This is a genomic window from Phaeodactylibacter sp. (assembly GCF_022763345.1).
GTDB lineage: Bacteria > Bacteroidota > Bacteroidia > Chitinophagales > Saprospiraceae > Phaeodactylibacter.
In genome coordinates this window covers 1-19,177 of the sequence record NZ_JALEGS010000011.1, presented here as the reverse complement: position 1 = coordinate 19,177, position 19,177 = coordinate 1, and the positions used below count along the sequence as shown (strand labels likewise).

At 51.6% G+C, this 19,177-nt stretch carries 17 protein-coding genes; 6 read left to right on the top strand and 11 right to left on the bottom strand.

Features of this window, described 5'->3' with window-relative positions:
• Nucleotides 1-6: 6 nt before the first annotated feature.
• The 3 genes from MRY86_RS01850 to MRY86_RS01840 are packed head-to-tail and all read left to right on the top strand — an operon-like array spanning nt 7 to nt 3,393.
• Nucleotides 7-2,265, top strand: a complete 2,259-nt coding sequence (locus MRY86_RS01850) for a hypothetical protein (protein WP_293564472.1) — start codon at nt 7-9, stop codon at nt 2,263-2,265.
• An 18-nt stretch (nt 2,266-2,283) separates the two neighbouring features.
• The gene (locus tag MRY86_RS01845) at nt 2,284-2,688 is read left to right on the top strand and encodes a hypothetical protein (RefSeq protein ID WP_293564470.1); all 405 of its coding nucleotides are present in this window, start codon (nt 2,284-2,286) and stop codon (nt 2,686-2,688) included.
• Between the two features lie 36 nt (nt 2,689-2,724).
• Entirely contained in the window at nt 2,725-3,393 is a 669-nt protein-coding gene (locus MRY86_RS01840) for a rhomboid family intramembrane serine protease (protein ID WP_293564468.1), read from the top strand.
• Here MRY86_RS01840 and MRY86_RS01835 read toward each other — a convergent pair.
• Nucleotides 3,390-5,165: a BamA/TamA family outer membrane protein gene (locus tag MRY86_RS01835; RefSeq protein ID WP_293564466.1), complete on the bottom strand. Its 1,776-nt coding sequence runs from the start codon at nt 5,163-5,165 to the stop codon at nt 3,390-3,392. The two genes, MRY86_RS01840 and MRY86_RS01835, sit on opposite strands and share 4 nt — an antisense overlap.
• Nucleotides 5,166-5,440: 275 nt before the next feature.
• Between MRY86_RS01835 and MRY86_RS01830 the strand changes: the two genes are divergently transcribed.
• Complete coding sequence (locus MRY86_RS01830; RefSeq protein WP_293564464.1) at nt 5,441-7,072, top strand: S41 family peptidase; 1,632 nt, start codon at nt 5,441-5,443, stop codon at nt 7,070-7,072.
• 168 nt (nt 7,073-7,240) lie between these two features.
• Nucleotides 7,241-8,200 carry a GTP-binding protein gene (locus MRY86_RS01825; protein ID WP_293564462.1) on the top strand — a complete coding sequence of 320 codons (960 nt, stop codon included), beginning with the start codon at nt 7,241-7,243 and terminating at the stop codon, nt 8,198-8,200.
• Here the strand turns inward: MRY86_RS01825 and obgE are convergent, their stop codons facing one another.
• From obgE to MRY86_RS01795, 6 genes are all read right to left on the bottom strand, one after another.
• Nucleotides 8,201-9,253 (bottom strand): GTPase ObgE, encoded by a 1,053-nt coding sequence (obgE, locus tag MRY86_RS01820; RefSeq protein WP_293564460.1) that lies wholly within the window; start codon nt 9,251-9,253, stop codon nt 8,201-8,203. It lies immediately after the preceding gene.
• A 33-nt stretch (nt 9,254-9,286) separates the two neighbouring features.
• The gene (locus MRY86_RS01815; protein WP_293564458.1) at nt 9,287-9,859 is read right to left on the bottom strand and encodes an adenylate kinase; all 573 of its coding nucleotides are present in this window, start codon (nt 9,857-9,859) and stop codon (nt 9,287-9,289) included.
• A gap of 219 nt (nt 9,860-10,078) precedes the next feature.
• Entirely contained in the window at nt 10,079-10,759 is a 681-nt protein-coding gene (locus tag MRY86_RS01810) for a C40 family peptidase (protein ID WP_293564456.1), read from the bottom strand.
• A 143-nt stretch (nt 10,760-10,902) separates the two neighbouring features.
• Nucleotides 10,903-11,682, bottom strand: a complete 780-nt coding sequence (locus MRY86_RS01805) for an amidohydrolase (protein ID WP_293564454.1) — start codon at nt 11,680-11,682, stop codon at nt 10,903-10,905.
• 89 nt (nt 11,683-11,771) lie between these two features.
• A complete protein-coding gene (locus MRY86_RS01800) occupies nt 11,772-12,404 on the bottom strand; it encodes a 50S ribosomal protein L25 (RefSeq protein WP_293564452.1) in 633 nt (210 codons plus the stop codon).
• A 159-nt stretch (nt 12,405-12,563) separates the two neighbouring features.
• Nucleotides 12,564-13,496 carry a ribose-phosphate pyrophosphokinase gene (locus tag MRY86_RS01795; protein ID WP_363325381.1) on the bottom strand — a complete coding sequence of 311 codons (933 nt, stop codon included), beginning with the start codon at nt 13,494-13,496 and terminating at the stop codon, nt 12,564-12,566.
• 275 nt (nt 13,497-13,771) lie between these two features.
• On the opposite strand from MRY86_RS01795, the gene MRY86_RS01790 reads away from it, so the two are divergent.
• The gene (locus MRY86_RS01790; protein ID WP_293564448.1) at nt 13,772-14,374 is read left to right on the top strand and encodes a hypothetical protein; all 603 of its coding nucleotides are present in this window, start codon (nt 13,772-13,774) and stop codon (nt 14,372-14,374) included.
• Between the two features lie 51 nt (nt 14,375-14,425).
• Here MRY86_RS01790 and MRY86_RS01785 read toward each other — a convergent pair whose 3' ends face one another.
• The 4 genes from MRY86_RS01785 to tig form a co-directional block, all read right to left on the bottom strand.
• Nucleotides 14,426-15,001, bottom strand: coding sequence for a CopD family protein (locus MRY86_RS01785; RefSeq protein WP_293564446.1), 576 nt, complete (start codon nt 14,999-15,001; stop codon nt 14,426-14,428).
• 77 nt (nt 15,002-15,078) lie between these two features.
• Nucleotides 15,079-16,338, bottom strand: a complete 1,260-nt coding sequence (gene clpX / locus MRY86_RS01780; protein ID WP_293564444.1) for an ATP-dependent Clp protease ATP-binding subunit ClpX — start codon at nt 16,336-16,338, stop codon at nt 15,079-15,081.
• A gap of 107 nt (nt 16,339-16,445) precedes the next feature.
• The gene (locus MRY86_RS01775; protein WP_293564442.1) at nt 16,446-17,168 is read right to left on the bottom strand and encodes an ATP-dependent Clp protease proteolytic subunit; all 723 of its coding nucleotides are present in this window, start codon (nt 17,166-17,168) and stop codon (nt 16,446-16,448) included.
• A 181-nt stretch (nt 17,169-17,349) separates the two neighbouring features.
• Nucleotides 17,350-18,777 carry a trigger factor gene (gene tig, locus MRY86_RS01770; RefSeq protein WP_293564440.1) on the bottom strand — a complete coding sequence of 476 codons (1,428 nt, stop codon included), beginning with the start codon at nt 18,775-18,777 and terminating at the stop codon, nt 17,350-17,352.
• Nucleotides 18,778-19,177 lie beyond the last annotated feature (400 nt).

Here is a 19,177-nt window from a genome sequence, read left to right as displayed (position 1 = left end):
TTCAGTATGCGTCAGCTTACGTTTGTTATCTTCCTGGTGATTTTGAGCCCATTAGATTTGCTTAATGGTCAAGGGTGCAGCGACAACCGGCCGCCTTTTCAGGGGTATAGTTTTATCAATACCAACCTCATCAGCCCCGCAGTGCCAGGAGCCCGCCTGTTTGTCAGCCTCAAGGAACTGGAGGACTACGCCCGTCAGCAGGGCGACCCGCAAGTCAAAGGGAATCTTGAGGAATGGCAGGAGCGCTTTTGTGACTTACATACGGTGCAGGATATTGGCGATGTGATTTATCAATCTTCCCGTTCGGATTTCGAAAGCCTGGTCACTGCTGTGAAAAGCAAGCGGGCGCCATTGCCCTACCGGCTGACCAACAACGCTTTCGCCAAATACCTCAAAAGCCATCAGTGCGAGGAGACGGCCACCTACCTGGCTTTCGCCAAAAACTGTGAGTATTACGCCACCCGCCGCAGCCCTTGGGACAACCCGCAGCTGCGTTATCAGGAGATGGACGACTGGATCACTTACGGGGTGGATCAGCTCCTGCAAACCAAGTCCCATTACATCCGGCTCCGGTACGCTTATCAGGTCATCCGCCTGGCCCACTACAGCAAGCAATATGAGAAAGTCCTAGCCCTCTACGATGACCTGATGCCCAAAATCGATAATGATCCCAGCATCATCGAGGACTGGATAGAAGGCCACCGGGCGGGCGCGCTGCTCGCTCTGGGACAGCGCGTGGAGGCGGCATACATTTATTCCCGCTTGTTCGACCGCTGCCCCAGCAAACGCGAATCTGCCTACCGCAGCTTCTCGGTAAAAAACGATGAGGAATGGGCGGCTATTCTGGCGAAATGCAAGACCCCCGAGGAAGAGGCCACCCTTTTTGCCATCCGCGCCAGCTTCCCGAACAGCAAGCTGCAGGTGGAAATGAAGGAGATCTATCAGCGCGATCCCGATAGCCCCTATCTGCCCATGTTTCTCATTCAGGAGATGCTGAAACTGGAGCGCAACCTGCTCGGGCTTTCCTTCAATAATCAGCGTCGGCAAAACAAGTTTTACTACGGCGTTCCGGTGGCCGATGCCGGTCAGCGGATTATCCGGTTGGAGCAATTCGTGACGCAGGTACTGAAGGAAGGCGTGATCACCAGGCCCGGGCTTTGGAAAATTGCACAAGGCTACCTCTCTATGCTATCTGGTAGTTTTTACGATGCCCGTAAGTCCTTTGGCGAGGCCCGGGACATGGACCTGCCGCCTATCCTTGAGCAGCAGCTCGATGCCTTTGAGCTGGCCCTGTACATCAATGCGCTCGACGATATCAATCACGAAATCGAGAACAAAATCGTAGGCCTGCAGGAGACCAATGAAGCCTATGAGGTCTTTGAAGACTTCAAGGACTTTTTCCGCGACCGCCTCACTGAATTATACCAAGAGAACGGGCAGCCCGGCAAGGCCTTCCTGATGCAGCACCCGCCTCAGCACCTGAAGCCCAATATCAAGCCTGAACTGATCGAAAACCTGTTGGCAGTCACCCGCAAAGCCAACCCCTCCAAACTGGAAGAACAAATCATTGCCGATGGCGACAGTACCATTCAGCAAATGCTCCTAAACATTAAGGCCAGCTACCTGATGTCAGAGTACAAATTTGAAGCAGCCATTGAGACCCTCAAGCGCATGGAGCGGGTAGACTGGGACAATTATGGGCTCTATAACCCTTTCGTGGAACGCATCCGGGATTGCATACGGTGCCCGCTGCCGTCTAACGTCCCTTTGTACAACAAAGGAGAACTCATTGAAGCGCTGCTGACCAAAGAATATGAGGCCAAAGCAGGCACCGGCAACGTCGGCGTACTGAACTATGAGATTGGTTTGGCGCTTTATAATATGTCCTACTTTGGGCAGGCCTGGAAAGCCATGGATTTTTACCGCAGTGGAGCGAGCTTGCAAACCGCTTACCTCCGGGATGGCGATAATGTGACCCCTCATCCGATTTTTCCGTACGGTAATCAGGAAAATTTTGACTGTTCCAGAGCGCGGCTTTACTTTGAAAGGGCGCGGTTGGCTACCGACAGCCTGGAGCTGGCCGCCAAAGCCACCTTTATGGCGGCCAAGTGTGAGCGCAACGAGTACTACGTCAACCGGTGGCGACCGGATGCGGTGCAGAGCTTTGAAAACTTTGAGTTATTGGTGCAGAACTATGCCGGCACAGATTTTTATCAGCAGATAATCGAGGAGTGCCTGTACTTCAGGGCTTACGCCAATCGTTAATTTTTGAAAACAGGAAGCATGAAAATCAAATACCTATTGCCACTGCTGGCTATAGCGCTGGCGGCTGCTAAATGCAGCGACGACCTTTCGGGCTGCCCGATGGGCGAACCCATTAAGCTACAAATTGGGGGCACCGTGGAATGCCAGGATACCCCTATTCAATTAATTGCGGTCAAGGAAGACTCCCGCTGCCCCGAATACACCAATTGTGTATGGGAAGGGCAGGCGGTTGTGCAACTGGCACTTGGCAACGGCGACCGGAAAACGCTTGATCTGACCCTGCGTGAGGGCAAGCCGGAGCTGGCCAGCAAAAGTATGGGTGGGTATATTTACCGCTTGTCGGAAGTTACGCCCTATCCGGTGGCAGGGCAATCCATACAGCCGGAGGAATACGTGGTGACCTTCATTGTGGAGGCGATATAAATCCACTACCGACAGCCGCATAACAAACCATAATTTATGCTTTTTCCCATTGGCGATGATCAGGTAAAAGGCGGGCATTTCCCGCTGTTCAGTTATTTGTTTATCGTCCTTAATGTTATAGCCTTTTATTTTCAGCTCACGAGCCCGGGCATGTTGATTGATCAATATGCGGCAGTGCCCGCGGAGATTGAGTCGGGCCGTAACCTGTTCACCTTGCTGACGAGTATGTTTATGCACGGCGGGTTCGGTCATATTTTGGGCAATATGCTTTTCCTTTGGGTGTTTGCAGACAATATCGAGGCCACGATTGGCAACGTCCGATTCGTGTTGTTCTACCTCCTGGGAGGAATGGCCGCCCACGCCGCCCACATCTACTTCAATCCGGGCAGTGTGGTGCCAACGGTAGGCGCAAGTGGGGCGATCTCTGCCGTAATGGGCGCTTATATGGTCATGTTCCCTTCTTCCCGCGTGAAGCTTTGGTTCTTCTTTCTGATCTTTCGGGTCCCGGCATTCCTGTTTTTGGGAATCTGGATTTGGATGCAGTGGAGTAGTGGCTGGGCATCACTGCAGGTAGGGGCTGAAGGGGGTGGCACTGCATGGTGGGCGCACATTGGCGGTTTTGTTTTTGGTTTTGCAGCAGGCTTATACTTCCGGCTTGCTTACCCCATGGAGCGGGTGAAGGAGGCGGAGGAAACGTATGCTTAATTGAACAGGCTCACATACCCAAAATGGACCTTGGGTGCGCTAAAGTCGATGGGGTTGCCTAGTTGCTTGCCATACGCCAGGCTTACGCCAAAAACGCCTGCACTGGTCTCGAAAGAAATACCGGCCCCAAAGCCATAGGGCCAGTCGGTCACGTCCTTCACGGGCGTCACATCTTCCACATAAGCCACATCCCCAAAAGCATAAAGGTAGGAGTTTTGACCGATCAGCAGTCGGTATTCCAAAGTGGATAAAGCATAGCGGGTCGCGAAAATGGACTCCTCGTCAAAGCCACGCAGGATTTGGTTGCCCCCAATGCGGAATTGCTCATTGAAGTATACCGGCGCTTCTGAGAAAACCGCCCCGCCGCGCAGCCGCCCGAGCAGGGTGCTGCGGTTGAATAAAGGCAGGTAGCCTTCTATCTGTCCGCTAAGCTTGTACTGAAAACTGCGCAGCTCAAGGGTGTCGTACAGCTCACCGTAGCCTAGTTCCAGGATACGGTTGTTGCGTTCAATGCGTTTTACCCCTGCGCCCCCTCTCAGCCGTACAGACCAGCCCTTTCGGGGATTGAAGCGGTAGTCGAGGTCCTGCAGCGCGTATTCCAGCCCAAAGTAGGCATTGCTGACATCCAGGTTTTGGGGCAGGCGCTCCTGCAGTTGCAGCCGGGCTTCATCTACAGTAAGCAGGGTGGAAGAGCGGTTGTTCCAGAATACCTTTAGGTAGTTGCCCCCTTCAAACAGGTATTGTATGCCCAGGTCCGATTCCAGGTCGAGGTAGGAAGTATCGCGTTTGTATAAATCAAAGCTAAAATCCACGCCAAAGGGCAGCCCCAGTACAAAAGGATAGTTGAACTCCAGCTCCAGTTCCTGCGTCTCCGGCCTTAGCTGCTCGAAAGAAGCATAGATGCGCTCGCCCCGTCCAAACTGATTTTGCAGTTCCCCTTTGAAGGTGCCTGTCACGAGCACAGTGCGGTTATTGAGTTGCCGGCCGGCTTCGTTCTGAGGGAGTACGCCGAGGACAAAGTCGAACCGGCTCGCCCGTTTTTTCTCCAAAGGCAGCTGTATCGTCGCTTCCCGTTCGATGAAGGTGACCGTGGGGTCCTCTGCCAGGGTAAGAAAAGGCAGTTCCTGTACGCGGTTACGGATTTGCCGGACCTGCTGATTGTTGTAGGGCCGGCCCGGAGCGATACCCAGGTAGTTCTCCATGTAAACCTGACTGATTTGTGCATTGCCGCGCAGGTCCAGCTCTTTCACAAGAATGAGCGGCCCCCGGTCTATCATCAGCTGAGCCGCTACCCGCCCTTTATTGATCAGAATGCTGTCGAGCCATAATTTGGCAAAGGGATAGCCATGATTTTCGGCATAGTCGAGCAGTTTCTCCTGCAGCTTGTGCAGTTGATCGTAGCGAAAAGGCTTGTTGCGGTAAAGCCGTTCCCGAAATCCGGCCCCATCTAGGATCGCCGGAGAGATATTGCCGTTTGATAGTGCAATCCACCGGTAGTGCGGGCCTACATGCAGTGTAGCGAAAAAGGTACTGTCTTTGCGTGTAAGCCGGTCCACCGAGGCTTCAGCGAATGCCATGGCGTGCAGCGTGCGTATATTTTCGGCGAGGCCCGCTTTCAGGGCAACGGTGTCTGGCCAGGTGGACACCGTTTCAGAGAAAACCTCCTCCACGAATGCCTGCGTGGTGTCCGTGACCAGCCATTGCAGGCGGTACTGCGCGTGCGTCAACACGGGCACCAACAAAATTAACGGCCAAAGGAGGTTCTTAAACATTTATTAATGTTCGTCGCTTTTTTAATAGCTGATCGCCTAAAACACGTTCTACATTCGGTTTTATTGGCTTTTTAACAAAAAAGCAGGTTTTTACCGCATACGATTGGCATCAAATAACGTTATTGAAAACATATATTGCTTACCTGGTGGATTCCGCCGTACACATTTGATGGCAAAGGCTATGGTATTGAAACAGGATCCAAGGCATTCGGCCCGGCCACACCGGTAAGTTCACAACACCCGGTCCCCCCTCAGGGATGGACAAAATCATGCATATGAAACGTATTCTAAAAATTAGTGCTGTAGTAGGGATCGTCGTCATCGGTATGTCGGCTACGATGTCACCCCGCAACAAGTACTTCGAAATCCTGAAAAATCTGGAGATTTTCACCAATCTCTACAAAGAAATCAATACCTACTACGTGGACGATGTGGACCCGGGGCAACTCATGCGCACCGGGATCGACGCCATGATGGAGTCGCTTGACCCTTTCACCAACTACATATCCGAGTCGGAAATTGAAGGGTACCGGTTCATGACGGAAGGCAAATATAACGGTATTGGCGCTATCAGCCAGCAAATTGACAGCTTCGTTACGATCGTTGAGTTATACGAAGATCAGGCTGCAGATCAGGCTGGTCTGAAACCGGGTGACCGCATCATTTCCATCGATGGCAAAGATGCAGTGGGCAAAACGCCGGAGCAGGTCAATAACATCCTGCGCGGTTTCCCTGGCACGGAGGTTGAATTGGAAATCCAACGTCCTGGTGAGGCAGAGCAATTTAAAGTGAGCATTACACGCACGGAAGTGGAAGTGGAGAACGTGCCTTATTATGGCATGCTCAATGATGACATTGGTTATGTGGCCTTGACTACTTTTACCCGAAATGCCGGCAAAAATGTGGGCAGTGCGCTCAAAGCGCTCGAAGCGGAAAACCCCAATATGAAGGGCGTAGTCTTTGACTTGCGCGGCAACGGCGGCGGTTTGCTCACTGAGGCGGTCAATGTCTCCAACGTATTCATCCCCCGTGGAGAAGTGGTGGTGACCACCAAAGGTAAAGTTAAGGAGTGGGACCGCTCCTTCAGTACAATGGGTAATCCTACCGATGAAGAAATTCCTGTGGTTGTCCTGATCAACGACCGTTCTGCTTCTGCTTCAGAAATAGTGAGCGGCGTGCTTCAGGATTATGACCGGGGCGTGCTCTTGGGGCAGCGGAGTTATGGAAAGGGGCTGGTACAAAATACCCGCGATATCGGCTACAATTCCAAGCTCAAACTCACCACCGCTAAGTATTACATCCCAAGCGGGCGCTGCATTCAAAGTGTAGAGTACGAAGATGGCGAGCCTGTGGATATCCCTGATGACCGCCGTACGCCATTCACCACCCGAAACGGGCGTACTGTACTTGATGGTGGTGGGGTGAAGCCGGATGTGGTGGTAGACAAATTCACCGATGCCTCCATCGTCAAAAGCCTGATTGATCAACACTTGATTTTTGATTTCGTAACAGCCTATTTTTCAGGGGTGGACAGCATTGATTCAGTAGAAGACTATCGCTTCGATGATTTCCAGGCTTTTGTCGATTACCTTGATGCGCAGGCTTTCCAATACGATACAGAGAGCGAAAAACTGCTCAAAAAACTTCAGAAAGCGAGTCAGAAAGACGGCTATGACCTGACCGAAGAAATCGCCGCCCTGCAGCAGGACATCAAAGCCAGCAAAAAAGATGCTTTGCAAAAGAATCAGGAGGTTATTATTGACCTCATTGAGAAAGATGTAGCCAGCCGCTTTTACTATCAGAAAGGTAAAATCAAAATGGGGCTGCGCAACGATAAGGAAATTGAGGAAGCTATTGCGCTACTTAATGACACGGCGCGGTACAACTCAATTTTGAGTGGTCAGTAGACCGGCCGGTTAAAAAACAAAGTGGGCAAGTGCAATTCATCATGCGCTTGCCCGCTTCTGTTTCGGGCAGGTCCGAAAGGGGCGCTCAGCATGTTGTATATACCATAGTCTTTATGAAAAAGGCCGTTTCACTTCCCGGAGTCTATGCGGAATTAATACCTTGAGTGCATGAAAAAGATACAGGTCACCATTCTCACCGGCTTTTTGGGCGCGGGCAAAACGACCCTGCTCAATGCGCTGTTGCAACAATTAAACGGTCAGAATAATGTGGTCATTGAGAATGAGTTCGGGCAGGTGTCCATTGATGGCGGATTGGTCCGGCAGTATTCCAGCGATGTATATGAGATCAGCAACGGCTGCATTTGTTGCTCGCTTGACGACGAGTTGTTTGATGTACTCACCGAGCTTGTCCACGAAGATCCGGTACCCGACCGTCTCTTTATCGAAGCCACCGGCGTAGCCGATAGCGGCAGCCTGGCGGGCGTCTTTTTGCGCCGGGATATCAGTCAGCGCTACGAGCTGGCTCAGGTTATCGGGGTAGTGGATGCGACCAATGTCGCCGAGCGCCTTGAGGAAGCCGAAGAAGTCAGCCGTCAAATCACCGCCGCCGATCTCCTCGTGCTGAATAAAATGCAGGAAGCCACGGAGGAGCAAATTGCAGAAGCCCGTGATTTGCTCCGCCAGCTCAATCCCTTCGCGCCGGTGGTGCCCAGTGAAGACGGTAAAATCCCCGTATCCTGGCTCGAAACCCGGCGTTCCCGCATGGCTTTCCAACTACCCGCCAGCGTAACGGCTGCTGCAAAACCCAAAACAACGGGCCATCTTCAGCAGTCTGATATTTCCTCGACTACTCATACTTTCGACCAACCCTTTGACCTCAATCAGCTCCGGCACGTACTGACCGTAAGCCTGATGCTCTACGCTAAGCAGATTTACCGCATTAAGGGTGTGGTAAAGAGTAAGGAAGATGGCAAAAGCTATCTGCTGCAGTCCACCGGCAAGGCGTTGCAAATCACGCCGGCAGCTGCACCGCTTTCAACGGACAGCCCTTCCACTTTGGTTGTGATTGGGAAAGGCCTGAAGAAGGAGGCGATTGAACGGTTGTTGCGACAGGGGGTGGCGAAGTGATTACTCTTCCTCCTCCCCCCAACCCTGAAAATGATCTTCCTCCCGCGCCTGATCGATAGCCTTATATTCAGAGATGGTAGTCCAGAGCAAGTCCTTCAGTTCCTGCAGGCCCTGCTGGGCAACGGAGGAAATAAAGAGCGTGGGCAAGTCCTTTGGCAGCTCTGATTTGAGCATTTCCTTCAGTTCCTCGTCCAGCATATCGCTTTTGGTGATGGCCAGGACGCGGGGCTTGTGCATCAGTTCCTCATTGTATTGCTGCAGCTCGTTGAGGAGGATGTCGTATTCCTTTCGGATATTCTCCGTATCGCAGGGGATCATGAAAAGCAGCGTCGCATTGCGCTCAATGTGCCGAAGGAAGCGGAAGCCCAGCCCTTTACCCTGATGGGCATTCTCAATAATGCCCGGTATGTCGGCCATGACGAAGGAGCGGCCATCACGGTAAGAAACAATGCCCAGGTTAGGTACGAGGGTGGTGAAGGCGTAGTTGGCGATTTTCGGTTTCGCCGCTGTGATCACGGAAAGAAGGGTGGACTTACCCGCATTCGGAAAGCCAACGAGGCCTACATCCGCGAGTGTCTTCAGCTCCAGGATTTTCCAGGACTCCTGCCCCGGTTCGCCGGGCTGCGCATAGCGTGGGGTTTGGTTGGTTGCGGATTTGAAGTGGCTGTTGCCCAGCCCGCCCCGGCCACCGCTGAGCAAAACGCGTTCTTCCTCGTGTTTGGTAATTTCAAACTCCACCTCGCCGGTTTCTGCATCTCTGGCTACAGTACCCAGAGGCACTTCCAGAATAATATCTTCACCGTCAGCGCCGAACATGTGATTGCGGCCGCCGTTGCCACCGCTTCCGGCGATAACATGCTTGCGGTATTTCAGGGCCAGCAGTGTCCACACGTTGCTGTTGCCCCGCAGGATGATGTGCCCGCCCCGGCCACCGTCACCACCATCGGGCCCGCCCTTGGGCGTGGCTTTGCTTCGGTGCAGGTGTGCAGAGCCCGCGCCACCTTTTCCAGATCGGCAGCAAATCTTTACGTAATCGACGAAGTTTCCGGACATGTTTAAAATTTGGTTAGGGCAAATGTAGGCATTTTACAGCTTGTCAATCTCCGCGCACAAACGGCCAAAGATTTCCTCAATACTGCCTACGCCGTGCACCTTTACCGCCTTGCCCTTGGCAGCGTAGTAGTCGAATACCGGAGTGGTCTCGCTTTTGTAGACCTCAATGCGGTTGCGGATGATGTTTTCATCGGCATCGTCCTTACGCCCGGAGGTTTTGCCCCGCTCCAGGAGGCGCTTAACCAGCTCCTCGTCTGGCACATCGAGCATAATGAGAGACGAAACAGCCTGGTCTTTTTCGCTCAGCAGCTCATCCAGGGCTTCAGCCTGTGGGGTGGTGCGTGGGAAGCCATCGAAAATGTAACCAGCAACATCGGGGTTAGCCTCTACTTTGTTGCGGAGCATGCCCACCGTTACGCTATCCGGCACAAGCTCCCCTTTTTCGATATAGCTTTTGGCTTCTTTGCCGAGTGGGGTATCATTGCCCATTTCGTAGCGGAAAAGGTCACCGGTGGAAATGTGCAGCAGGCTATATTTTTCAACCAGTTTTGCCGCCTGTGTGCCCTTGCCTGAGCCCGGAGGGCCGAAGAGTATCAGATTGATCATATATAGTAACATTTTTGGTTTTTTGCCTTTTTGGGAGCCGAAGCTTGCCGAAAGGCATGTTTGTTTTGATAAAATGGCAGTTTCACACCGCCTGAATCGCAACGGGCAAAATACGAAAATGCTAAGAAACTTAGGAGGAGTGACGTCATTCAAAGGGCTTTGACTTTCATATGGCCTTGCCCTTGGATTTCGTACAAGCAGTTCTGTTCAGGGCGTCGCCTAAAAAACACTTCGGGCAGAAGAAATTTTTGGTGACCAGTAACTCGATTTGGTGACATTATCAATGACCACGCCCCGGGAGGTACTGTGAATTACATAAATGCCATCCTCTTTATTTGCGACGACCATTGAGACATGGAAGACTTTGCCAAGTGGGGTGCGCCGGTAGAAAATCAGGTCTCCGGGCTGTACTTTTTTCAGGCGTACCTTATCACCGTTATTCTCCTGTTCCTGAGAGGTGCGGGAGAGGGCAATGTCCACCTGCTTCATGACATAGGAGGTGAACCCCGAGCAGTCAAAGCCACTCCTTGGCGAAGTGCCGCCCAGTTTGTATTTGGTCCCGAGAAAGGTCTTGGCATAGTCAACAGCCTCTTTTCTTAAGAGCGCCTCTTCTGAATCGGGGAGATCAGGGGCTTCGGCGGGGTCATCGAGAGGGGGCTCCGGGTCATCTTCCTCTTCAAAGACAAGTTCGGTGTCGCGGTCCTCTTCGTCCTCACGGGAGGGGCGGCTGTCTTCGGGAGGAGTGTTTTCTTCTTCGTAAAGAGGGCGTTCCTGAGCAGGCGACCCGCCCCGGGAAGTATTGTAGTTGTATTCGGTGGTGAACAGGCCGCAGGAGCTGAGTAGGAAAATGGCCGCCAGTGCCATTGCGAGCTGCATAGATCGGGGGAGCAGTTGATACATTGTTGCTTGCGTTGTAAAGTCGTGTCTATAGATAAAATTTGGATGTACTTCTGAATTTAACGTCAGACGGCATGCTTCATTTTTCCTTCACTGCCAAATGAAAGGTTAAACTCCTGCGACTGAAGTGGGGTACAGCTTGCTGCTCACCGCAATTCGAAGGCGTCCCGGTCATCCAGAAAACGTAGTTTGCGTCGGAATTCGTCCTGCTTTTCCGGGTCCAGCGATACGGTGAAAACACTTTCCACATCAGCGGCCTGCAGCAACGGTTCACCGGCGTAGTCGAGTATAGAAGTGTCACCGGCATGTGGATAGCCATTGCCATCTTCTCCCACCCGGTTAACACCGATGGTGTAGGCTTGGTTTTCTATGGCTCTTGCGACAAGCAGGCTCTTCCAGGCATTACGCCTTTTACTGGGCCAGTTGGCCACATAAATCAGCAGGTCATACCCCATAGTGTTGCGGCTCCAAACCGGGAACCGGAGGTCATAGCAGATCAGTGGCATAATGGTCCAGCCTTTAAGCTCGGTCAGCAAATGGGTTTGCCCGGGCTGATAAACCTTTTCTTCGCCGGCCAGCGTAAATAAATGCCGCTTGTCGTAGTGGGAAAAGGTGCCATCCGGATGTACCCAAAGGAGGCGGTTGAAATATTGCCCGTCTACTTTAGCAATGATGCTGCCTGTGACCACAGCCTGAAGGTAGGCAGCCTTTTCTGCCATCCATTGGTAAGCCTGGCCTTTTGTAGGCTCTGCCAGTTGGGCGGCATTCATGGAAAAGCTGGTAGTAAACATTTCCGGTAGGATCAGCAGGTCGGTCTGCCCGGGCTGAAGCCGTTGCAACATCCTATCCAGGTAGCCGAAATTGGCGGAAGGATCTTCCCATGCCAGTTCGGTCTGCAGTAATGAAACGGTTAATTGCTCTTTCATAGCTCCATAATACAAAAAGAGGTGTAAAGCACAATGCCTACACCTCTCTTTGTTCTGATGCGCCGCCTGTGTAACAGGCACAACAGTGATTATTCCTCAGTAGCCTCTTCAGCTTCCTCCTCTGCAGGTGCAGCAGTTCCTGCTTTAGCAGCAGCAGATGCAGCAGAACGAAGGGCACGTGGTGTCTCAACGCTGGCGATAGGTACACCAGGAGAGTTCAGGATTTCGATGGTCTCCAGCTTCTGGTCTACGTCGCGTACACGAATAGACTGATTGAGTTCCAGCTTGGAGATATCAACCCGCATTTCAGTAACCAGGTGCTCCGGCTTGGTCTTGATTTTGAGTCGGCGCAGGCGCTGAATCAGCTTACCACCACCTTTCACACCAGGAGAGGTGCCTTTGAAGCGGATCGGTACTTCCACTTTTACCGCACGGCCTTCCTCAAGCTGTAGGAAGTCGAGGTGCAGGATTTCGTCGGTCACCGGGTGGAACTGAATATCCTTGACGATAGCCCGGAAAGATTTGCCGTCAACAGAAACCTCCGCGATTTTGAAGTCCGGTGTATAAATCAAATCCTTAACGTCAATAGGGTTAACGGAGAAGTGAATCAGATTTTCACTTCCGTACGCAACGCATGGAATGTGACCTTCCTTGCGCAGTGCTTTTGTGCTTCGCTTACCCATATCGGTGCGCGGCTGTCCTGTAAAAGCTATCGTTTCCATGATTTTATAGACTTTGTCTTTTTCTGTATTCCAATGATTCGTGTACTCAATACACATTTAGCCCTGAAAAGGCACGCAAAGATAGGTATTCCCGGCCAAAAAGAAAAAATTGACTGGCTAAAAAGTTGAGCGAAAAGGTTTTACCGGAATATAAAGGGCTCAATCCCCCACAAAAAGGGCGGAAATAGAGCGGTGTTCGTGCGTATTACGAATAGCCCGGGAGAAAAGCTTGGCCGTGCTGAGGACTTTAATTTTCTCGGAGTCTTGCTTCAGTGGTATGGTATCGCATACCAGGAGCTCCTCCAAATGAGAATTTTCGATCTTCTCGTAAGCTTGCCCCGAAAGTACAGGGTGGGTGCACATGGCCCGCACACTTCTGGCCCCTTTTTCAACCAGAATGGCAGCCGCCCGGCAAAGGGTGCCTGCTGTGTCCACGAGGTCATCCACCAGAATGACATCGGCCCCTTCAACATCGCCAATCACGGTCATCTCCGCCACCTCATTGGCCTGCTTGCGGTACTTGTCGCAAATCACAAGCGGGCGGCTGAAGTGTTTGGCGTAAGTGCGGGCCCGTTTTACACCGCCTACATCTGGAGATGCAAAAATGGTATTGCTGAGGTCTTGCTGTTGAAAATAAGGGATGTAAATGGCTTCACTCTTGAGGTGGTCCACAGGAATATCAAAAAAACCCTGAATCTGATCGGCGTGGAGGTCCATCGTCATGATACGATTGGCGCCTGCGGTGTGGAGCAGGTTGGCAATAAGCTTGGCAGAGATGGGCACACGGGGCTTGTCTTTCCGGTCCTGACGGGCGTACCCGAAGTACGGGATGACAGCCGTGATGTAGCCGGCAGAAGCCCGCTTGGCCGCATCAACCATGAGCAACAGCTCCATCAGATTCTCCGTGGGTGGGTAAGTGGACTGTATGAAAAAAACATAGGCACCACGCACGGACTCATTGATAACGGGCTGCATTTCTCCATCGCTGAAACGGTGGACATTAATATCACCCAGCGGATGCCCGTAGTGGTCGGCAATGCTTTTGGATAAATATGCGGATGTCGTACCTGAGAAGAGTTTAACTTCTACCATTGGGCCTTTGATCATTTGTCGTGGGTTATGCCTCGGGCAAAGGTAAAACTTCTGAGGTAGTATTTCATAGATCAGGCAGAGGATTTAAGAGACAGCCTACACTTGGTCCACCCTGAATGCCGGCAGGTTTTGGCGCCAATACGATGAAGAGGGGAGCGCTTTCGCCGAAAATCAGGTGGGCTTGGTCGAAGGGAAGTGTATGGCACAGCTTGTCTTATTAATATTGTACATCGGGCATGACTTATCAAAAAAGGCCCGGCAAAACCTTGCAGCCTATGCCAGGATTATTTTTTTCTAATTGGTGGGAAGCCCTTTCGGCTCTGCAACAAAGCCTGTGGCTGGTTGCGGTGACGGGCACGTTGCTGCTGCTTATTCTCATTGTGATGAGCCTGATCGATCCGGAAACGGAAGCGGAGGCGACGGCGCGCCTGTCCCGGGTGTTCAACCCCCGCACTATCCTGACTTTCCTCACTTTTTTCGGTTGGGTGGGCTTGCTCATTTCCTACACTAGTCTGGCTCAACACTATGTCATCGCGGGTGGCGCTTTGGCAGGGCTGATTGCTGCGGCAATGGCTAAAGGGGTGACTTTGATGTTGCTCCGTTTGGCTCCTCGTCCTACGCTTTCCAACCCACAGCGCCTGGTGCAATCCACCGGAAGGGTGCTGTACACAGTGCCTTCCCACCGCAATGGTTTCGGCAAAGTCCACCTAAATGTTAAAGGTGCCCCCTACGAAATTGAGGCGATGACAGCCGGGATGGAACTCCGCAGGGGCTCCTCAGTCCGAGTGGTGGATGTGATAGAGGAGGGCCGTGTTCTTGTAGTAGAGCCTATCGAAGATAAAGGCTACCCGCATGAAGAGCATGGCTTGGGCCGGTAACCCGTAGTGCCCTGAGACAGACGCGGAAACCGTTGGCTTTCGCTGACCCTTCTAAGCTTTTTCCCGAGCTTTTTTGTACGCCCTCGCCCCCAGAAAAATCAGCCCAACAAAAACGATGATCCCACCGAAAAGGTAGAGGTAATTCAGGGTACCTGCTTTGCCATAAACTGCGATGTAGGAAATAGAAATCAGAAATAAAGTAGGCATTTCATTCAGTAGCCGGTACTGCCAGGAAGAGAAAGGGCGCTCCCCGGCTTCCATACGCCGGATGATTCGCTTATTCCAGAGGTGGTAAATGGTCATCAATACAAGGAGCAGCAGCTTGAGGTGCATCCATCCGGGCGTGCCGGATGTCAAATAATTAGGGATAAGCGGTGAAAATAGGCCCAGCCCCAGCATGATCAGCCCGGCGGTCCAGGTAATCATCATGGCCGGATTGCAGATGATACGGTACACCCGCCATTCCATGAGGTTGAATTGCTGTTTGAGCGTGCTGCGCTCCGGTTCTGTCTTGCCGGAGGCTTCCTCATCGTATACGAAAATACGGCCCAGGTAAAACAGCCCGGCAAACCAGGAGACAAACCCAACAACGTGTAAAGCTTTAAAGAAAAAAAGTGCGTTGGCCATAACCTGCTTTTTGGAATGCAGAAGGGCCCTGCTTGCATGCAGCGCCCTTCATTGACTTATATGATGCGGGCTGTTTTTTAGGCAGCCTTTAGTTGCTTGCTGATTTTTGAGCGGCTGAGTTTTTCTTCTGCGTACGCTCTTGTGATTTCAAACCGGTCGACGTCTTGCCGGGAAGGCAGTTCGAACATAGCATCGGTCATCACAGCCTCACAGATGGACCGCAGGCCGCGGGCACCAAGATTGAAATCCAGCGCCTTTTCGGCAATAAACTCAATTGCATCCTCTGAAAACTCCAGCCTGATGCCTTCCAGGTCAAACAGTTTTTGGTACTGCTTGATGAGGGCATTGCGGGGCTCCACAAGGATTTGCTTGAGCGCTTCGATGTCCAAAGGCTCCAGATAAGCCAATACCGGCAAGCGCCCCAGTAGTTCAGGGATCAGCCCAAAGGTGCGGAGATCCTGATGGCTGATGTACTGTAGTAACTTGGTCCGGTCAGTCGCATCCGTTGAGGCTTCTTTGTTCTTGAACCCGATAACGTGCGTATTTACCCGGCGGGCAATGACCTTCTCAATACCGTCAAAAGCACCACCACAAATGAAAAGGATATTGCTGGTATTAATTTTCACCAGCTTCTGCTCGGGGTGCTTGCGGCCACCCTGTGGCGGGACATTGACATCAGTGCCTTCCAGCATCTTCAGCATAGCTTGCTGCACACCTTCACCGGAGACATCGCGTGTGATAGAAGGGTTGTCGCTTTTGCGCGCTACCTTATCGATCTCGTCGATGTAGACAATGCCCTTTTCAGCGGCTGCCACGTCATAGTCACATACCTGTAGCAGTCGGCTGAGAATGCTTTCCACATCTTCCCCAACGTAGCCAGCTTCTGTGAACACGGTAGCGTCAACAATGGAAAATGGTACATTCAGAAACTTAGCTATAGTCTTGGCTAGCAAGGTTTTGCCTGTGCCGGTCTGTCCCACAAAAACGATATTAGACTTTTCAATCTCAATATCATCATTGCGGTGCTGCCGCAGGCGCTTGTAGTGGTTGTAAACCGCTACGGAAAGAAACTTTTTGGCTTCGTCCTGCCCGATGACGTATTCATCAAGGTGCCCCTTAATTTCCTGCGGTGTGATTTTATCCGGCAACAGAAAGTCCTGTTGTGGTGCTTCTTCTTCCTTGCGTTTGCCACCGTAGAGTTCTTCTTCAATGATTTCCCCTGCCTGCTCAACACAAACCTCACAGATATGTCCGTCTATACCGGCGATGAGGATGAGTGCTTCTGACTTATCCCTTCCGCAGAAGGAACAACGGTAGCTTTGTTTGCTTTTTCGCATACGCTGCTGTTTATAAAACTGCTGGCCAAAACAGCCAGGCTTGAATCGCTCAAAAAGAGACAGGGCGGACCTTGCTATTTGTTAGTAAGGTCCGCCCGTCAGATTAATTATACGTTTTCTTTGCGTGGGCTGTTACGGTCGAGCACTTCGTCGATTAGTCCGTATTCTTTAGCCATTTCTGCAGTCATCCAGTTGTCCCGGTCGCAGTCTTCTTCGATTTTTTCGTAGGGCTGTCCGGTGTGCTGTGCCAGGATATCATACAACTGCTTTTGCAGGTCTTTGATCAACTTGTAGGAAATCTCCATATCGGTGACTTGTCCCTGCATGCCGCCCAGTGGCTGATGAATCATCACCCGGCTGTGGCGCAGGCAGGTCCGCTTGCCTTTCTCACCTGCAGTAAGCAATACGGCACCCATAGAAGCAGCCAGTCCGGTACAAATGGTGTTGACATCCGGGGCTACATACTGCATGGTATCGTAAATGCCTAATCCGGCAATTACGCTACCGCCCGGGCTGTTGATGAACATTTGCACGTCGCGCTTGGGGTCATCAGATTCCAGGAAAAGGAGCTGGGCCTGAATAACATTCGCCACATAGTCATTCACGGGTACGCCCATGAAGATGATGCGGTCCATCATCAGGCGGGAAAAGACGTCCATAGGGAAGACGTTCTTGATGCGCTCATCGATGATAGCTGTGGTGAAGCCCTGTACATTGGGGCCTGCACCCATGCCCATTGGAGTGGTTTGGTCGATGTATTTTTCGAGGTGCATGCTACTCATACCAAGGTGCTTGGTAGCATACTTCATGAATTCGTTCTTTTGGAACATGCGCTTTATGCTTTAAGGTCTTATCTGGAGCAAAAACTCCGATGCGGTTTGAATATCAACTGTATTAACAACTTTGGTGCCCTGCGGTTGAATAAATAAAAAAAAGACTTGGAGCACCGCCGGAACTAAATATCAGAAAATATTTAATCGGCGCGTAATCCAAGCCTTTTCCCAGCGCTGCTTATTCTTCTTCCTCCGCTGCAGCCGGGGTGTTGGCCGCTTGTGCCGCTTTTACGGCCTCTTCGAACTCCTCAAGGCTTACAGACTTTTCTTCGACATTGACTTTCTCAATCAGGACTTCGAAGGTGCGGTCGGTGAGGACTTCCTCATACAGCTGCTCTACCTGCTTTTGGTCCTGAAGGATGCGCTGCGCGGTGCTGTCCACAATCTGCTCCATGCCCGGCATGGATTGGCCTCCGAAGTACTGACGGATGCGGCGGCGGGCGGCCTCTACGATATCGTCATTATTGACCTCTATCTCAAACTGCTCTACCAGCTTATTGCGGATCAGCGACCACTGAAGGTTCTTTTCGAAATTGTCATACTCTGCTTCGATGGTTTCTTCGTCAACCTCTTCATTGTTGGCTTGCATCCAGCGCTTGAGGAAAGCTTCCGGGAATGCCATCGGGTTCAGCTCAAGCAGTTTTTCCTGTATGTCGCGGGACATCAGGGCTTCTGCCTGACTGTTGTAAAAGCCTTTGATCTGCTCGCGGATTTTGTCACGGGCTTCGGCTTCGGAAGTCACTTCTCCTTCTCCGAAGGTCTGATCGAAGAATTCCTGGTCCATTTCAGCAGGAGCGATGCGCGTAACCTCAACGATGGTGGCTTCGAATTCGTTATTAAATGCTTTTTCAGCATCCTCATTTTCATCCTCCTCGTCCTCGTCCAGGTTGAGGTAATACCTGCGGGCGTAGTCTTCGTCCCGGCCATTCTCAACATTAAGGATGTCAATCTTGAGCTTATCGCCCTGCTTTTTCTCCTCAAGAGTTTGCTTCAGCTCTTCGTTGGTATTGTTGCCAATAAGCAGGCTGAACTCAGAAGTGATGCCATCTGCTTTAAGCGCATCGCCGTCCAGTTCGGCTACTTCCAGTTTCACCATATCATTTTCTTGTATGGTGTCTTCTACGGCTTTGCGCTCGCCGTTGCGCTTGCGGGCAGCCTGCAGGTCTTCGTCTATCATCTCCTCGCTGGGCTCTACGACCATCTTTTCGAAAGTCGTATGCTCATCTGCACCCTGTACTTCAAAATCAGGTGCGAGGCCGAGGTCAAACTTGAAAACGTAGTCCTGAAACGTTTTGAGGTCGAAGTCCTGCGGTTCCTGATCTGCAGAAGGCAAGGGCTGACCTAATATCTTGATGTCGTTGTCAGTCAGGTAGTCGTAAAGCTCTTTCTGGAGCATTTCATTAATGACATCTGCCAGTACGCCTTTGCCATACATCTTTTTCAGAACGGATGCAGGCGTCTTCCCCTTCCGGAAGCCTTTCATGTTGGCTTGCTTACGATATTTGTTGAGTTCTGTTTTGAACTTAGGCTCGTAGTCACTTTTCTCGAGCGTCACCGTGAGTACGGCGTTCAGGTTGTCGATATTTTCGTGTTCGACTTTTGGCATAACGCTTGGCGTTTGATGAATTCAATATTAAAGTGCAGGCTCTGAGCTTTGTGAGAACCCGTAACCCGAAGTGAAAGTTGAATGCTTGGTTATCGGGTATGTATAATAAAGGCTGCATAACTCTAAGTGCTCATGCAGCCTTTACGATCGGCGGATTTCAATGCATGCCTGAGTAGGACATGTATTTTGCGCTCGCTGAGTATTGGAACGATTGCGACATATAAGGATTGCAATCCTGGTTTTTATAGGCGGATAAACTTCTTGTCTTTCCACCTGCCTTGTGTTTTCCTTGTGCGGGTGGAGGGACTTCCCGGTAATCCTGGCCTATGTCATAGGAGACCGGGATAGACTTCTCGCCCCTCCACCTGCCTTATGTTTTCCTTGTGCGGGTGGAGGGACT

Excerpts from the sequence above, each read along its gene's own strand:
- MRY86_RS01830 (WP_293564464.1), top strand. The coding sequence starts at position 5,441 with ATGAAACGTATTCTAAAAATTAGTGCTGTAGTAGGGATCGTCGTCATC.
- MRY86_RS01850 (WP_293564472.1), top strand. The coding sequence starts at position 7 with ATGCGTCAGCTTACGTTTGTTATCTTCCTGGTGATTTTGAGCCCATTA.
- MRY86_RS01775 (WP_293564442.1), bottom strand. The coding sequence starts at position 17,168 with ATGTTCCAAAAGAACGAATTCATGAAGTATGCTACCAAGCACCTTGGT.
- MRY86_RS01825 (WP_293564462.1), top strand. The coding sequence starts at position 7,241 with ATGAAAAAGATACAGGTCACCATTCTCACCGGCTTTTTGGGCGCGGGC.
- obgE (WP_293564460.1), bottom strand. The coding sequence starts at position 9,253 with ATGTCCGGAAACTTCGTCGATTACGTAAAGATTTGCTGCCGATCTGGA.
- MRY86_RS01835 (WP_293564466.1), bottom strand. The coding sequence starts at position 5,165 with ATGTTTAAGAACCTCCTTTGGCCGTTAATTTTGTTGGTGCCCGTGTTG.
- MRY86_RS01795 (WP_363325381.1), bottom strand. The coding sequence starts at position 13,496 with ATGGTAGAAGTTAAACTCTTCTCAGGTACGACATCCGCATATTTATCC.
- MRY86_RS01840 (WP_293564468.1), top strand. The coding sequence starts at position 2,725 with ATGCTTTTTCCCATTGGCGATGATCAGGTAAAAGGCGGGCATTTCCCG.
- MRY86_RS01800 (WP_293564452.1), bottom strand. The coding sequence starts at position 12,404 with ATGGAAACGATAGCTTTTACAGGACAGCCGCGCACCGATATGGGTAAG.
- MRY86_RS01845 (WP_293564470.1), top strand. The coding sequence starts at position 2,284 with ATGAAAATCAAATACCTATTGCCACTGCTGGCTATAGCGCTGGCGGCT.
- MRY86_RS01815 (WP_293564458.1), bottom strand. The coding sequence starts at position 9,859 with ATGATCAATCTGATACTCTTCGGCCCTCCGGGCTCAGGCAAGGGCACA.
- clpX (WP_293564444.1), bottom strand. The coding sequence starts at position 16,338 with ATGCGAAAAAGCAAACAAAGCTACCGTTGTTCCTTCTGCGGAAGGGAT.
- MRY86_RS01785 (WP_293564446.1), bottom strand. The coding sequence starts at position 15,001 with ATGGCCAACGCACTTTTTTTCTTTAAAGCTTTACACGTTGTTGGGTTT.
- MRY86_RS01805 (WP_293564454.1), bottom strand. The coding sequence starts at position 11,682 with ATGAAAGAGCAATTAACCGTTTCATTACTGCAGACCGAACTGGCATGG.
- tig (WP_293564440.1), bottom strand. The coding sequence starts at position 18,777 with ATGCCAAAAGTCGAACACGAAAATATCGACAACCTGAACGCCGTACTC.
- MRY86_RS01790 (WP_293564448.1), top strand. The coding sequence starts at position 13,772 with ATGCCAGGATTATTTTTTTCTAATTGGTGGGAAGCCCTTTCGGCTCTG.
- MRY86_RS01810 (WP_293564456.1), bottom strand. The coding sequence starts at position 10,759 with ATGTATCAACTGCTCCCCCGATCTATGCAGCTCGCAATGGCACTGGCG.